This window comes from Brevundimonas aurantiaca (genome assembly GCF_014199955.1).
In the GTDB taxonomy this organism is placed as follows: domain Bacteria; phylum Pseudomonadota; class Alphaproteobacteria; order Caulobacterales; family Caulobacteraceae; genus Brevundimonas; species Brevundimonas aurantiaca.
Window position 1 is genome coordinate 210,812 of sequence record NZ_JACHOQ010000003.1, and the last position, 13,689, is coordinate 224,500.

The following is a 13,689-nucleotide window of genomic DNA, read 5'->3' on the forward strand; positions in this document are numbered from 1 at the left end:
GCGTTTCACGTGAAACATCGGTATTACTTGCCGATGCAGAAGGTCGAGAACACCTCGCCCAACACCTCTTCGACCCCGATCTCGCCGGTCACGCGTGAAAGGGCTCGCGCGGCCCGGCGCAGATCGTCGCCCGCCATTTCAGGCGAGACCTCCAGCGCCCTCAGGCCCACCTTTACATCCGAAAGCGCCTCGCTCAGCCGTAGCCGATGCCGTTCGCGCGTGATCGCCGGGAAGTCCGCCCCCGAAAGATCTCGCTCCAATCGCGCGGCGATCCAGTCATGAAGCTCACCCAGGCCTGCGCCGGTATGACTACTTACGGCGATCTGATCCCAGCCTTGGGAGCGGATATCGGCCGATGCGAGGTCGCTCTTATTGGCCACGATCAGATCACCCGACCGAACATAGTCCGCCGCCACGCCTTCCACATCGCCGGGCGCTCGAACCCATAGCCTCAGATCCGCCCCCTCTGCGCGCGCCCGCGCGCGCCGAACCCCTTCCGCCTCTACCGGGTCGTCGCTGTCTCTCAATCCGGCCGTATCGGACAGGGTGACGGCATAGCCGCCGATCACCAGTTCGGCGTCCAGAACATCGCGCGTCGTCCCGGCGATCGGCGTGACGATCGCCGCCTCGCGCTGGATCAGGGCGTTGAACAGCGACGACTTACCGGCGTTGGTCTCACCGATCAGCACGATGCGATAGCCGTCCCGAACGCGCTCTCCCCGCGCCCCATCCTCGACGGCGCGATGCAGATCGCGCGCCAGCTGCTCAAGCACTGGCCCCGCCGTCCGCGCCAGATTGTCCGGCACCTCCTCATCGGGAAAGTCGATCTCGGCCTCGACCAGGGCCAGGGCCTTCAGCAGGTCGCGACGGAAACCGGCGTAGGTTTGGCTGAGCTTCCCGTCCAGCTGACCCAGAGCCTGTCTCGCCTGGGCCACCGTCTCCGCATCAATCAGATCGGCCACCGCCTCCGCCTGGGCCAGATCCATCCGGCCGTTCTGAAAGGCGCGGCGGGTGAACTCACCCGGCTCGGCGGGTCGCAGTCCCAAGGCGATCAGGGCGCGACTGGCCGCTTCGACCACCGCACGGCCGCCGTGCAGATGAAGTTCGGCTGCGTCCTCGCCCGTATAGGAATGGGGTCCGACGAACCGTAGGACCAGGGCCTGATCAATGGCGACGCCATCATGATTCAGCTCCCGGACCGAGGCCAGCCGCGGCTTCAATCCCCCCGCGCCCAGGGCTTTCAGCGTCGGCCCGACGGCCGGCCCCGAAAGACGCAAGACGGCGATGGCGCCCCGGCCGGGCGGAGTGGCGAGGGCGAAGATGGTGTCCTGAGTCATGGTCGCAGGGGCTTCTCCAACTGCGGAGAAACCTGTCGCTCACTTCACCGCCGCTTCCATCAATCTCCGGAACTGATCCTGCGCCTGAAGGCCGAAACTGGTCCAAGTCTTCAGCAGTTCGTCCGGTTGCATGGCGGCGATATTGGCTTCCATCCGCTTGGTCATCTCGGCCACCATGGCTGCGTTCAGCGGGGCGACGTCAGGCAGCCCCAGAAAGGCGCGCGCCTCCGCCGGAGTGCAATCGATCTCGATTTGAACCTTCATGACGCCGTGCCTCCTGTTTCACGTGAAACCATCAGATGACGGATCAGGTGTTCATCGACTGGAAGAAGTCCGCGTTGTTCTTCGACTGACGCAGCTTGTCGAGCAGGAATTCGATCGCGTCCTGCGGACCCATCGGATTCAGAATGCGGCGCAGCACATAGGTCTTGGCCAGCTGGTCCTTCGGCGTGATCAGGTCTTCCTTGCGGGTGCCGGACTTCAACACGTCAATGGCGGGGAAGATGCGCTTGTCGGCCACCTTGCGGTCCAGCACGATTTCCGAGTTGCCGGTGCCCTTGAACTCTTCGAAGATCACCTCGTCCATCCGGCTGCCGGTGTCGATCAGGGCCGTGGCGATGATGGTCAGAGACCCGCCCTGCTCCACATTCCGCGCCGCGCCGAAGAAGCGCTTGGGCCGTTGCAGGGCGTTGGCGTCCACGCCCCCGGTCAGCACCTTGCCCGACGACGGGACGGTGGCGTTGTAAGCCCGGCCCAGGCGGGTGATGGAGTCCAGCAGGATCACCACGTCCTTCTTGTGCTCGACCAGGCGCTTGGCCTTTTCGATCACCATCTCGGCGACGGCGACGTGGCGCGTGGCCGGCTCGTCGAAGGTCGAGGCCACGACCTCGCCCTTGACGGTCCGCTGCATGTCGGTGACCTCTTCCGGCCGTTCGTCGATCAGCAAGACGATCAGGAAGACCTCCGGGTGGTTCCGCTCGATCGACTTGGCGATATTCTGCAGCATCACCGTCTTGCCGACCCGCGGCGGTGCCACGATCAGGCAGCGCTGGCCCTTGCCCAGGGGGGCGACGATGTCGATGACCCGACCCGAACGGTCCTTCAGGGTCGGATCCTGGATTTCCATGTGCAGCCGCTCCTCCGGATAGAGGGGCGTCAGGTTGTCGAACAGAACCTTGGTCTTCACCATCTCAGGGTCTTCGAGATTGATGGTGTCGACCTTCAGCAGGGCGAAATAGCGCTCGCCCTCGCGCGGCGCCCGCACGGCGCCGTGGACCGTATCGCCCGAGCGCAGGCCGAAGCGGCGGATCTGGGACGGCGACACATAGACGTCGTCCGGGCCGGGCAGATAGTTGGCGTCCGGGCTGCGCAGGAAGCCGAACCCGTCGGGAAGGATTTCCAACACGCCGTCGGCGATGATCTCGACCTCTTCCTCAGCCAGGGCCTTCAGGATGGCGAAGAGCAGATCCTGTTTGCGCAGGTTGGAGGCGTTCTCGACCTCCAGCTGTTCGGCGAAGGCGACCAGGTCGGCCGGGGTCTTCTCATTCAACTCGGCCAGGGTGATCCGGCCGTTCGGCACCACGGGCTCGCCGTCCTCATCCTCGTCCGCCGTAGTGTCCACGCCCGAGTCTGCGCCCGCCGCCTCGCCGGCCTCATGCGCGGCGCCGTGATGGGTCGGGGCTTCGGCCTCGATTTCGGTCTCGGGAGTGTCGGTGACGTCGGTCATGATACAGGCTCGCGGACGCGCGCACGGAACCGCACGGCGTCAGGTCTCTGGAAATGTCTGGCCTTTCGGCCGAAGGGGGGCACGACGGTCTCCCGCTGGTCGAACCGGCGGGCGTCGCGAAAAGAGAGGGACCGCTGGACGGACCGAACGGTTCACCACCAGCGGAACCACAGGCGAGAGGTCAGGTCAAGCGGAGCCGCTCACCCGAACGTCCACTCCGTGGTGACCGACAGCACCATGATGATGGCCAGGACGAACGGGACCTCGTTCGTCATCCGCCAGAACTTGCCGGAATATTTCGACGTCCCCGCCGCGATCTTCTTGCGCTGCGCCGCCAGGAAGCCGTGCCAGCCGCTCAACAGCAGGACGCCGATCAGTTTGGCCACCATCCACGGCTCGGCCAGAAGCGCCGCCCCCCGCGCCGAGACGTCGATATGGATCAGCCACAGGCCGAAGCCCCAAGCCAGGATCATGGCCGGGTTCAGGATGATGCGCAGCAGCCGCGTCTGCCACAGCCTCAGCAGGGCCTGCATCTCGCCGCGCAGGGGCTCGGGCTTGGCGTTCTGCTCGACGTCATAAGCATAGAGCCGCGGCAGGAACAGCAGACCCGCCATCCAGGCGATCACCGCCAGTATGTGCAGGCCCCGGGCCAGATCGTACAGGTTCACGCTGCGCTCCTTTCGTTACGACAGGGACAGGCCTTCCAGTCCGTCTGACAGCCCAGACCGAAGGGAGCGACCCCCGTGCGGCCCAGGGCGTCGATCGTCGCCGCCGCCAGGGCCTCGATGAAGACGGGCGCAGTGCCGACCGCCGGCGCGCGCAGATAGGGACTGACCCCCTTATCATGGGCCAGTTCGCCGTATTCGATGTCCAGCTCGACCAGGGTCTCGATGTGTTCGGAGACAAAGGCGATGGGGGTGATGACCACCCCGACCCCGTCGCGGCCGGCCTGTTCGATCGCCTCAGGCGTGGACGGCCCCAGCCATTTCATCGGTCCGACGCGGCTCTGGTAGCAGAGGGCATGGTCGATGGGGCCCCGGTCGCGCTCGATGGCGGCGACCACGGCGGCGACGGTCGTCTCGACCTGTTCCTGATAGGGGTCGCCCTTGCCGCTGACCAACTTCTCCGGGATGCCGTGGGCCGAGAACAGCACCCGCACCGGTCCGTCGCCCGCCTCATCCAGTTTGGATGCGATCGCCTGGGCCTGGGCCTCGACCCAGCCGTCGGCGCGAGGATAACAGCAGACCGTCCGGCTGACGCCCGACCCGGCATAGGTCTCGTTCCAGATCTTCAGCGAGGACTGGGTCGTCGTCGTCGAAAACTGCGGATAGAGGGGCAGCAGCACCACCTCGTCGGGCGCGAAGGCCGCCACCTCGACCGCCGTCTGATCGGTCAGCGGCCGCCAGTAGCGCATGGCGATGAAGACCCGGACCTCGTCCCCGGCCAACCGGGCGTTCAGCACCGCCTCCAGGGCCTCGGCCTGCAGCCGGGTTCCAGGCAGCAGGGGCGACCCGCCTCCCATCAGGGAGTAGTTGGCCTGGGCGCTCGCCTCCCGCCGGCTGGAGATCAGCTTCGCCAGGGGCGTTCGCACGATCCCCGGCAGGCCGATGATGGCCGGATCATTGAACAGATTGAACAGGAAGGGCTTCACCGAAGCCTGATCGTCGGGTCCGCCCAGATTGAACAGCACCACCGCGATGCGGCGGCCCGGCAAGGGTTGGGTCATTGGGCGCCGATCCTTTTCAGAACCTGTTCGACATGGTCGATGGGCACGTCGGGCAATATGCCATGACCCAGGTTGAACACCCACGGCCCCTGGCCCCATGCCTCTATCAGCTGATCCACCCGGCGGTCCAACAGTTCGCCCCCGGCGCGCAGCAGCAGGGGGTCCAGGGCGCCCTGGATCGGCTTGATCTGCTGCACCCGTCTGCCGACTTCCAGCGGACAGGCGGTGTCCAGGGCGACCGCATCGACCTCGACCGCCTGGGCATACCGCTCCGCCAGGGCTGCAGAGCCCCGTGGGAAGCCGATCAGGGGCACGGTGACGCCCAACTCCCGCGTGCGCTTCACAAGCGCCTGGTGGGGATTCAGGACCAGCCTTTCGAACAGATCGTCGGGCAGGCCCTCGGCCCAGCTCTCGAAGATCTTCAGCACCTGGGCGCCAGAGTCGGCCTGCATCTTCAGATACCGGGCCGTCGCCTCGACCAGTACCTCCAGTGTCTCATCCACCCGCCTGGGATCGGCATAGGCGTAGGTCCGCGCCGCCGCCCGCTCGCCCTTGCCGATGGTCCGGGCTTCGCCGTCCAGCATATAGGTGGCCACGGTCCAGGGCGCGCCGGCGAAACCGATCAGGGCCCGCTCCGGCTCGAGCGCCGCGCGCACGATCGACAGGGTTTCGCCCACGGCGGACAGGTGCTCGCCCGCTCCGGCGGCCAACTCCATCATCCGGCCCGGAATGGGCATGGCGCCTAGACGCGGTCCCTCCCCCGTCTCGAACCACACGTCCTGACCCAGGGCCTGGGGGATCAGCAGGATGTCGGCGAATACGATGGCCGCATCGAAGCCGAACCGACGCATCGGCTGGAGCGTCGCCTCGGCGGCCATTTCCGGGTTCAGGCAAAAACTGATGAAATCCGGCGCCTCGGCCCTCAGTCGGCGATACTCGGGCAGATACCGTCCCGCCTGACGCATGAACCAGACCGGCGGTCGATCCAGCGTCTCTCCTCGGAGAGCCCGGATCATCATCGGCGCCTCTTGGGGCGTCTGAACGGCGTTCTGGGTCGGATCGGTCATGCCGGACGATTAAGGTCACAGCCCCCCGCTCTCAATCCCTAATCAAGTTAAGAATTAAAAGATTCGTAGTGGCAGGTAGGGCGGTGGAACGGCGGGGATGAATGCGGCGGCTGTGGCGGAACAAAAGCGGATATCCACGCGCCTCCAGGCGCCTTCGGGGATGCGGAACAGGATTATACGGCCGGTGGACAATCCCTAATGAAACCTTAACGGCAAAGGCTTTGCGGGGCGTTCGGCCTGTGAACGAGGTAAACCGGTGTTAACCCTTCATTAGGATTTTCCACAAAGAGGCGGAAAACGGTTTTCCGCCTTGGGATGAACCGGGGCCGGAGGGTTTTCGTCGTCCACCCTCATCCCCGCTCGCCGCCGTCGCCGTCTGGGTCTAAGGAGAGAAACGCCCGGACGGTCCCCAGCCATCCCCAGGGCGCGACCCGTCCTTCAACAGAGAGACGATCCCCGAATGAGTCCTGCGCGACCCGCCGCCGCCCGCCCCGGCCCTGCCCGCCTGGCCACCTATTTTCACGTGCATCTGGTGTCGGACTCGACCGGCGAGACCCTGAACGCGATGGCCAAGGCGGTGACGGCGCGGTTCGACGGCGTCATTCCGATCGAACATATCTACGCCCTGGTCCGCTCGGAAAAGCAGATGGACCGGGTTCTGCAGGAGGTGGAGGCCGCGCCGGGGGTGGTGCTGCATACTCTAGTCGACCGCCAGCTGCGCGAACAGTTGGAGGAGGGATGTCGCCGGCTGGAAATGCCCCAGATCGGCGCCCTTGACCCCCTCGTCGGGGCCATGTCCCGCTATCTCGGCGCGGCGGCCCTCTCGACCCGCGTCGGGGCCCAGCATGCTCTGGATCACGACTATTTCAATCGGATCGCCGCGCTCGATTTCGCCATGGCCTATGACGACGGTCAGGGCACCCTGGAGCAGTTGGAGGGCGCCGACGTCGTGCTGTGCGGCGTCAGCCGAACGTCCAAGACTCCGACCTGCATCTATCTGGCCCATCGCGGCATCCGCGCGGCCAATGTGCCCCTGGTGCCGGGCCAGGAGGACGGCGAGCGCTTGACCCAGTTGAAGAATCCCCTGGTCATCGGCCTGACCGTCTCGCCCGACCGGCTGGTCCAGATCCGCCGCAACCGGATCGAAAACCTGAACGCCAACCAGTCGTCCAGCTATACGGACCAGGACGCGGTTCGAGAGGAGACGATCAAGGCCAAGCGCGCCTTCGCTCGGCGGGGCTGGCCCACGATCGATGTCACCCGGCGTTCGGTGGAGGAGACGGCGGCCGCCATCACCAATCTGCTGAGCGAGCACCGCACCCATAAGATCGGAACCAGCTGGTGACGGCCGAGACCCTGATTCTGGCGTCCAAGAGCGCCGCCCGCCGGGCCATGCTGGAAAACGCCGGCGTGCCTTTCGACATCCGCGTCGCCGATGTGGACGAGGCGGCGATCAAGGCCGTCTCGACCGATCTGGACCCGGCCGCCCTCGCGGTGCGTCTGGCTGAGGCCAAGGCCCTGGCGGTTTCGCGCGACGATCCGACCGCCTGGGTTCTCGGCTCGGACCAGACCCTGGCCTTCGACGGGGGCCTGGTCTCCAAGGCCCAATCGCTCGAGGCCGCCCGCGCGCGGCTGGAATCGATGCGTGGTCGCACCCACCATCTCCATTCCGGCGCCGCCCTGGCGATCAAGGGCGAGATCGTCTGGTCGGGCGTGGACACGGTCGAGATGCGGATGCGCGACTTCTCCGACGCCTTTCTGGACGCCTATCTGGCCGCAGAGGGCGAGGCCCTGCTGGCCTGTGTCGGCTCCTACCGGCTGGAGGGACTGGGCGCCCAGCTGTTCGAGGCGGTGGACGGCGACTATTTCACCGTCCTGGGCCTGCCGCTCTGGCCGGTCCTGACCGAGCTGCGTCGCGTCGGGGTCCTGTCCGCATGAGCCGTCATCGCATTACCGGCGCCGCCCTGGTCGCCGGGATCGCCGGCAATCCGGTGGCCCATTCCCTCAGCCCCGTCATCCACAACGCCTGGCTGGCGGCCGGGGACATCGACGGCGCCTATGTCCCCTTCGCCCCCGCCGATGCGGCGGGGTTCGAGGCCCTGGTCGCGGCCGGCCGGTCTGGCCTGATCCAGGGCCTGAACGTCACCGCCCCGTTCAAGGAACAGGCCTTCGCCCTGGCCGACCAGGCCACGGCGGCGGCCCGGCTGACCGCCTCCGCCAACATCCTGACCTTCGACGCCGGCCGGGTCTCGGCCGACAGTTCGGACGGCGTCGGCCTGATGCTGGGGCTGAAGGAGCAGGCGCCGGATCTGGCGCTGAAGGGCCGTCCGGTCGTCCTCCTGGGCGCGGGCGGCGCGGCGCGGGCCGGCGCCGGCGCCCTGGTCGAGGCGGGCGCCCAGGTTCGGATCGTAAACCGCTCGCGCGACCGGGCCGAGGCCCTGGCGGCCGATCTCGGCGCCTCGGTCCGCGTCATGGCCGTGTCTGAGGCCCTGGACGGCGCCGCCCTGGTCATCAACGCCCTCAGCGTCCAGCCGGATTTCGATTTCGACGCCGTCGCCCCCGGCACGGTGATGATGGACATGACCTACAAGCCCCTGACCACCCCCTTCCTGGCGGCGGCGCGGGTGCGGGGCCTGCCGACGGTCGACGGCCTGGCCATGCTGATCGGCCAGGCGGCGCCCTCGTTCCGGGCCCTGTTCCGCCGACCGCCCCCGCCGCTGGATCTGCGCGCCCTGCTGACCGCCCATATGGATCAGACGGCATGATCCTGCTCGGCCTGACGGGTTCCATCGGCATGGGCAAGTCGACGACGACCGCAATGTTCGCCGACCTGGGCGCCGTGGTCTGGAACGCCGATGACGCCGTGCACCGCCTCTACGCCCCCGGCGGCGCGGCGGTCGAGCCGGTCGGCGCGGCCTTTCCCGGCGTGGTCGTGGACGGCGCCGTGGACCGCGTCCGCCTGGCCGAGGCCCTGGGGCGGGACGAAACCGCCTTCCGGCGGCTGGAAGCCATCGTCCATCCCCTGGTGGCCCAGGGCCGGGCGGGCGACCTGGCGGCGGCCCGGGCCATGGGGGTCAGGCTGGCGGTCCTGGACATTCCTCTGCTGTTCGAAACCGGCGGCGACGCCCATGTCGACGCCGTGGTCGTGGTCACCGCCGATCCGGAGATCCAGGCCGAACGGGTTCTGGCCCGCCCCGGCATGACCCGCGACCGGTTCGAGGCCATCCTGGCCCGCCAGCTGCCCGACGCGGAAAAACGCGCCCGCGCCGACTTCGTTATCGACACCGGCCACGGCCTGGAGCCTGCCCGAGCCGAGGTCGCCGCTGTGGTTCAGACTGTGCTGGATCCGGCGTGGATATCTCCCCGTCGCCGCGCGGGGGCTCTTTCACCGTCTGACGAACGGGGCCATTAAGGCGCGATGGCGCGCGAGATCGTTCTGGACACCGAAACCACCGGCTTCGACCCCAAGACGGGCGACCGGCTGATCGAGGTCGGCTGTATCGAACTGCTGGACCTGCTGCCGACGGGCCGCACCTTCCACCGGTTCGTCAATCCCGAGCGGCTGATCCCGCCGGACGCGATCCGCGTCCACGGCATTACCGACGAGAAGGTCAAGGACGCTCCCAAATTCCACGAGATCGTCGACGATCTGATCGAATTCATCGGCGACGCCCCGATGATCGCCCATAACGCCGCCTTCGACCGGAACTTCATCGACTTCGAATATGCGCGCTGCGGCCGGCCGATCACCGGCGAGGCGCGCTGGATCGACACCCTGAAACTGGCCCAGGCGCGGTTTCCGGGCATGCCCAACTCGCTGGACGCCCTGTGCAAGCGCTTCAAGGTGTCCCTGGTCGAGCGGACCCTGCACGGCGCCCTGATCGACGCCCGTCTGCTGGCCGAGGTCTATCTGGAGCTGCGCGGCGGCAAGGAGCGGGTGCTGGACCTGTCGTCGACCCCGGCGGCGAGCCGCGGCGCGACCGGCGCTGTTCAAGCGGCTGCTTACGGCCCCCGCCCCCGCCCCCTGGCTCCGCGTTCGACGCCGGAGGAGCAGGCGGACCATCTAGCCTTCCTGGCCGAGACCCTGAAGGACCGGTCGCTCTGGGCGGCCTACGGCGTCGGGGCCGACGAAGAGGCGGCGGCCTGATTCCACGCGCCTCGGCCGAAACGAAAAAGGCGGCCCCTCTGAGGACCGCCCTTCCCTCGTCAATTTGGGTTCGGCTCAGGCCTGGCCGGTCTCGACCGGCTGCTGGGCGATCTGCTGCTGGCGCGCGATATAGATGGCGGCGAAGTCGATCGGGTCCAGCATGAAGGGCGGATAGAAGCCGCCGTCGGCCGTGGCGCGGGCGATGATTTCGCGGGCGAACGGGAAGAGATAACGGGGGCATTCGATCAGCAGCAAGGGCTCAATGTCCTGCTCCTGGACGTTCGCCAGCTGGAACAGACCGCCATAGACCAGTTCGACGTGGAAGACGGCCTGGTTCTCGTGGGTCGCCTTGACCGACAGCTTCAGGTCCAGTTCGAACAGACCGTCGGGGCGGCCTTGGGCCGACATTTCGACGCCCAGGTCGATCGCCGGCTTGCCGTCGATACGCAGGGATTCCGGGGCGCGCGGGTTTTCGAACGAAAAGTCCCGCACATACTGGGCCAGGATGCGGAAGCCGGGGCCTGCGGGTTGACCCTGCTGAGGCTGGGCCGGTGCGGGGGTGTCGGCGGGCGGAGCGGCGTCGGTCATGGGCGTGTTCGATTGCGAAAAAGGGCCGATAGGGCCGGAATAAGGCGCCGCGACTAACACGCCGGGGCGGCCGGCCGCAATGTCGCACCTGCGCCGGGGGGCGCGCCGCGCCTTGCTTCCTCCTATATCAGCCCCTAATCGTCTCCCTCGCGCCTTCTCCTTCGCGCGCCGACATTCAGGAAGTCCCCTTGCCGGTCCAGTTCCAGATCGTGATCTTCGCCGTCATCGCGGCCTTCGTCCTGTTCCAGCTCTACAATGTGCTGGGAAAGAAGGTGGGGCGTCAGCCGCAGGAGGACGCCAAGACCTTGGCCCCGCCCAGCCCGACTGCCCCCGAGGCCTCGAAGACGCCGGCCCAGGACGCCGCCCTTCTGGCGTCGATTGCGGGTTTGAAGGCGCGCGATCCCGCCTTCGATCCGCACCGGTTCCTGGAAGGGGCGCGTCAAGCGTATGAGACCATCGTGCGCGGATACGCCGCCGGCGATCGCGCCGCCTTGAAACCCCTTCTGACGCCGACCGTCATGGCCTCGTTCGAGGCCGGCATCGCGGCGCGGGAGACCCGGGGCGAGACGGAGACGGTCGAATTCCTCTTCCCGCCCCGCGCCGATCTGGAAGGCGCCACGGCCCAGGGCGACAAGGCCGTGGCCAAGGTCCGTTTCCTGGCCGAACTGCGCAGCCGCGTGACCAAGGCCTCGGGCGAGACCGCCGATTCCGTGACCGGCGAGCCCCTGGTCGAGGAACGCCGCACCGCCGAACACTGGACCTTCGAACGCAGCCTGGGCGCCGCCGATCCCAACTGGGTCCTGGCCCGCGTCGAGCCGGCCAGCGCCTGATGTCGGCCTCGCGCCGGCTCGGCCGGCGGACGGCGCGTCTGTGGCCCCTGCTGGCGGTCGCCGCCTGCTCCACGGGCCCGGCGATCACCCCGCCTCTTCCTCAGACGCCGCCGGCGTCCCGGCCCTCGGAGACTGAGGCGGGTCCCCGCCCCTATCTGCCCGCGCCCAGCCCCGCCGAGGGCGTCAGCCCGGCGGTGCTGCCCGGCTGGAACGACGAGGATCATCTGGCGGCCTTTCGCGCCTATGTCGGCGGCTGCGCCGCCGCGCGGGATGCGGCCGGCCGCGCCGTCTGCAGCCGCGCTCAGGCCATGGCGGCCGCTCCCGTCACTCCGTCCGACGCGCGGGCCTTTTTCGAAGCCCGTTTCAGCGCGGTCCCGGCGCAGACCTCAGACGGGCGTCCCGGCCTTTTGACCGCCTATTTCGCTCCGGAATATTCGGCCCGCCGCGCCCCGGACGCGGAGTTTTCGGCGCCCGTCCTGCCCAAGCCGGCCGATCCCCGCGCCGCCGGCGACCGGGCGGCCATCGAGGCCGACGCCCGCCCCGACCAGGCCCTGGCCTGGATGCGGGCCGAGGACCTCTTCTTCCTCCAGATCCAGGGCTCCGGCTATCTGACCTTCGAGGACGGAACCCGCGCCCGCGCGGCCTACGCCGGCGACAACGGCCGGCCCTTCGTCGGCATCGCCCGGCCGATGGCGCGCCAAGGCCTGCTGCCGGAGAACGGCACGTCCGGAGAGGCGATCCGCGCCTGGCTGGCCGACCATCGCGGACCCGAGGCCCAGGCCGTCATGGCCCTGAACCCCCGCTACATCTTCTTCCGGCTGGACCCCGACGACGACGGCCATCCCGCCGGGGCGGCGGGCCTGCCCCTGATCGAGCGCCGGGCGGTGGCGGTCGATCCGTCCCAGTGGCGCTACGGGGACCTGGTTTGGCTGGAGGCGGACGGCGGAAATCTTCGCGGCGCCACGACCTCCTATCGCGGTCTGGCCATGGCCCTGGATACGGGCTCGGCCATTCGCGGCCCGGTGCGGGCCGACCTCTATATGGGTCGTGGAGACGCCGCCGGCGCCGAGGCCGGGACGGTGCGCCATCCCCTGCATATGTGGCGGCTGATCCCCAAGGGCTGAGGACGCCGCGCTTCGGCCTGGGCGGTCCGTCGGGTCGAAAAAAAGGTGTCCGATGTGTCCGATCTGTCCGACGGCCTTTGATTTCCATGAAGAAACTGTCGGACACCGACCGGACTGTCCGGTGTCGGACGCGCTCTGCCCTCTTGGCGATGTCAAAGACCGGGGCGCCATTATAGGCGCGGCTGAAGGGGCGCCGGGCAGATCCTCGATCGGATCTGCAAGCCTCTGAATTGGCGCGGCCTTAAGGCGGACATCGCGCCGATCAGGCTCCAGGTTCAATCGACATTCAGCCTACTGCGGTCAGGCCGCTCTTCCCGCGTCACAGGCCTTGATGCGGCGACCGGGTTCATCACAGCGATCACGGCGGATTCACAGCGGTCACGACGCCATCGGAACCCGCCGTGTTCGCCGTGACCTCGTCGTGCCCCGTTGTGATGAACCCATCCTCAATCGGCGTTCCGCCGCCAGACGTTTTTCCCTTCCGCTGACGCGGGAAGGAAGACCGACACTCAATGGAATAGAGTCTTCAACGCCCGAGGCGCTTCTCCTGGGCTGGCGGCTGCGCGCCGCCCGGCAGGACGGCGGCAGGCCCAATTTCGATTGGCCCTAGGCCAGGTCCTCGATCTCCGCCTCGGTCAGTTCGCCGGGGACGATGGTGACGGGCAGTTTGCGGCCTCCCACATGGGCGCCCTGTTTCAATATGGCGGAGACCAGGGGGCCGGGGCCGCGTGAGCCCGATCCCGCCGCCAGGACCAGGATCTTGATGTCCGGATCGTCGCCCACGACCTTCTTGATCGCCGCCTGGGGCTCGCCCTTCTCGATCAGGAAGACCGGCGGCGCGCCCGACCGCTCCATCGCCTCCTCGCCCAGCCGGTTCAGCAGGGCCTCGGCCTCTTCGCGCTGCTGCCGCTCGATCTCCTCGCGCGCGCCGGACCAGTGGGCGTCGCTGTGCGAGGCCAGGACACGCAGCATGACCACCCGCCCGCCGGTGGACTTGGCCCGCCGGCAGGCGAAGCGCAGGGCGGCTTCGAACTCAGGACTGTCGTCGACGACGACCAGGAACTTTCTCGGCATGACGGCCTCCCCAGCCGGTTTTCCCTGACGGAGGAGGCCGGGATGCGGCCCCCTCGTCAAGTCTCGGCCG

General features: G+C 68.0%; 15 protein-coding genes. 7 read left to right on the forward strand and 8 right to left on the reverse strand.

What is annotated here, in order from left to right:
- Window positions 1–23 precede the first annotated feature (23 nt).
- The 6 genes from mnmE to hemE form a co-directional block, all read right to left on the reverse strand.
- Complete coding sequence (mnmE, locus tag GGQ93_RS08515; protein ID WP_183216388.1) at window positions 24–1,337, reverse strand: tRNA uridine-5-carboxymethylaminomethyl(34) synthesis GTPase MnmE; 1,314 nt, start codon at window positions 1,335–1,337, stop codon at window positions 24–26.
- A gap of 39 nt (window positions 1,338–1,376) precedes the next feature.
- A complete protein-coding gene (locus GGQ93_RS08520; protein WP_183216390.1) occupies window positions 1,377–1,601 on the reverse strand; it encodes a DUF6489 family protein in 225 nt (74 codons plus the stop codon).
- A 43-nt stretch (window positions 1,602–1,644) separates the two neighbouring features.
- Window positions 1,645–3,063, reverse strand: a complete 1,419-nt coding sequence (gene rho / locus GGQ93_RS08525) for a transcription termination factor Rho (RefSeq protein WP_054764413.1) — start codon at window positions 3,061–3,063, stop codon at window positions 1,645–1,647.
- A gap of 200 nt (window positions 3,064–3,263) precedes the next feature.
- The gene (locus tag GGQ93_RS08530) at window positions 3,264–3,731 is read right to left on the reverse strand and encodes a CopD family protein (RefSeq protein ID WP_054764412.1); all 468 of its coding nucleotides are present in this window, start codon (window positions 3,729–3,731) and stop codon (window positions 3,264–3,266) included.
- Window positions 3,728–4,789, reverse strand: a complete 1,062-nt coding sequence (gene hemH, locus GGQ93_RS08535; protein WP_183216392.1) for a ferrochelatase — start codon at window positions 4,787–4,789, stop codon at window positions 3,728–3,730. The genes GGQ93_RS08530 and hemH overlap by 4 nt, the downstream gene beginning before the upstream one ends.
- The gene (hemE, locus tag GGQ93_RS08540; RefSeq protein ID WP_224764342.1) at window positions 4,786–5,856 is read right to left on the reverse strand and encodes a uroporphyrinogen decarboxylase; all 1,071 of its coding nucleotides are present in this window, start codon (window positions 5,854–5,856) and stop codon (window positions 4,786–4,788) included. Before hemE ends, hemH begins: the two co-directional genes overlap by 4 nt.
- 460 nt (window positions 5,857–6,316) lie before the next feature.
- On the opposite strand from hemE, the gene GGQ93_RS08545 reads away from it, so the two are divergent.
- From GGQ93_RS08545 to dnaQ, 5 genes are read left to right on the forward strand one after another with little or no spacing between them, the layout of a single operon-like run.
- Window positions 6,317–7,201, forward strand: a complete 885-nt coding sequence (locus tag GGQ93_RS08545; RefSeq protein ID WP_054764409.1) for a pyruvate, water dikinase regulatory protein — start codon at window positions 6,317–6,319, stop codon at window positions 7,199–7,201.
- Window positions 7,198–7,794: a Maf family protein gene (locus GGQ93_RS08550; protein ID WP_224764341.1), complete on the forward strand. Its 597-nt coding sequence runs from the start codon at window positions 7,198–7,200 to the stop codon at window positions 7,792–7,794. Before GGQ93_RS08545 ends, GGQ93_RS08550 begins: the two co-directional genes overlap by 4 nt.
- The gene (locus GGQ93_RS08555; RefSeq protein ID WP_183216394.1) at window positions 7,791–8,621 is read left to right on the forward strand and encodes a shikimate dehydrogenase family protein; all 831 of its coding nucleotides are present in this window, start codon (window positions 7,791–7,793) and stop codon (window positions 8,619–8,621) included. Before GGQ93_RS08550 ends, GGQ93_RS08555 begins: the two co-directional genes overlap by 4 nt.
- Window positions 8,618–9,268: a dephospho-CoA kinase gene (gene coaE / locus GGQ93_RS08560; RefSeq protein ID WP_183216396.1), complete on the forward strand. Its 651-nt coding sequence runs from the start codon at window positions 8,618–8,620 to the stop codon at window positions 9,266–9,268. Before GGQ93_RS08555 ends, coaE begins: the two co-directional genes overlap by 4 nt.
- A 6-nt stretch (window positions 9,269–9,274) precedes the next feature.
- The gene (gene dnaQ, locus GGQ93_RS08565) at window positions 9,275–10,003 is read left to right on the forward strand and encodes a DNA polymerase III subunit epsilon (RefSeq protein ID WP_182714507.1); all 729 of its coding nucleotides are present in this window, start codon (window positions 9,275–9,277) and stop codon (window positions 10,001–10,003) included.
- Between the two features lie 75 nt (window positions 10,004–10,078).
- On the opposite strand, the gene secB is transcribed toward dnaQ, so the two are convergent.
- Entirely contained in the window at window positions 10,079–10,591 is a 513-nt protein-coding gene (gene secB / locus GGQ93_RS08570; RefSeq protein ID WP_152949250.1) for a protein-export chaperone SecB, read from the reverse strand.
- A gap of 188 nt (window positions 10,592–10,779) precedes the next feature.
- On the opposite strand from secB, the gene timA reads away from it, so the two are divergent.
- Window positions 10,780–11,421 (forward strand): TIM44-related membrane protein TimA, encoded by a 642-nt coding sequence (timA, locus tag GGQ93_RS08575; RefSeq protein ID WP_183216398.1) that lies wholly within the window; start codon window positions 10,780–10,782, stop codon window positions 11,419–11,421.
- A complete protein-coding gene (locus tag GGQ93_RS08580) occupies window positions 11,421–12,545 on the forward strand; it encodes an MltA domain-containing protein (RefSeq protein WP_182714510.1) in 1,125 nt (374 codons plus the stop codon). The genes timA and GGQ93_RS08580 overlap by 1 nt, the downstream gene beginning before the upstream one ends.
- Window positions 12,546–13,151: 606 nt before the next feature.
- Here the strand turns inward: GGQ93_RS08580 and GGQ93_RS08585 are convergent.
- Window positions 13,152–13,619, reverse strand: coding sequence for a universal stress protein (locus tag GGQ93_RS08585; RefSeq protein WP_152949247.1), 468 nt, complete (start codon window positions 13,617–13,619; stop codon window positions 13,152–13,154).
- Window positions 13,620–13,689 lie beyond the last annotated feature (70 nt).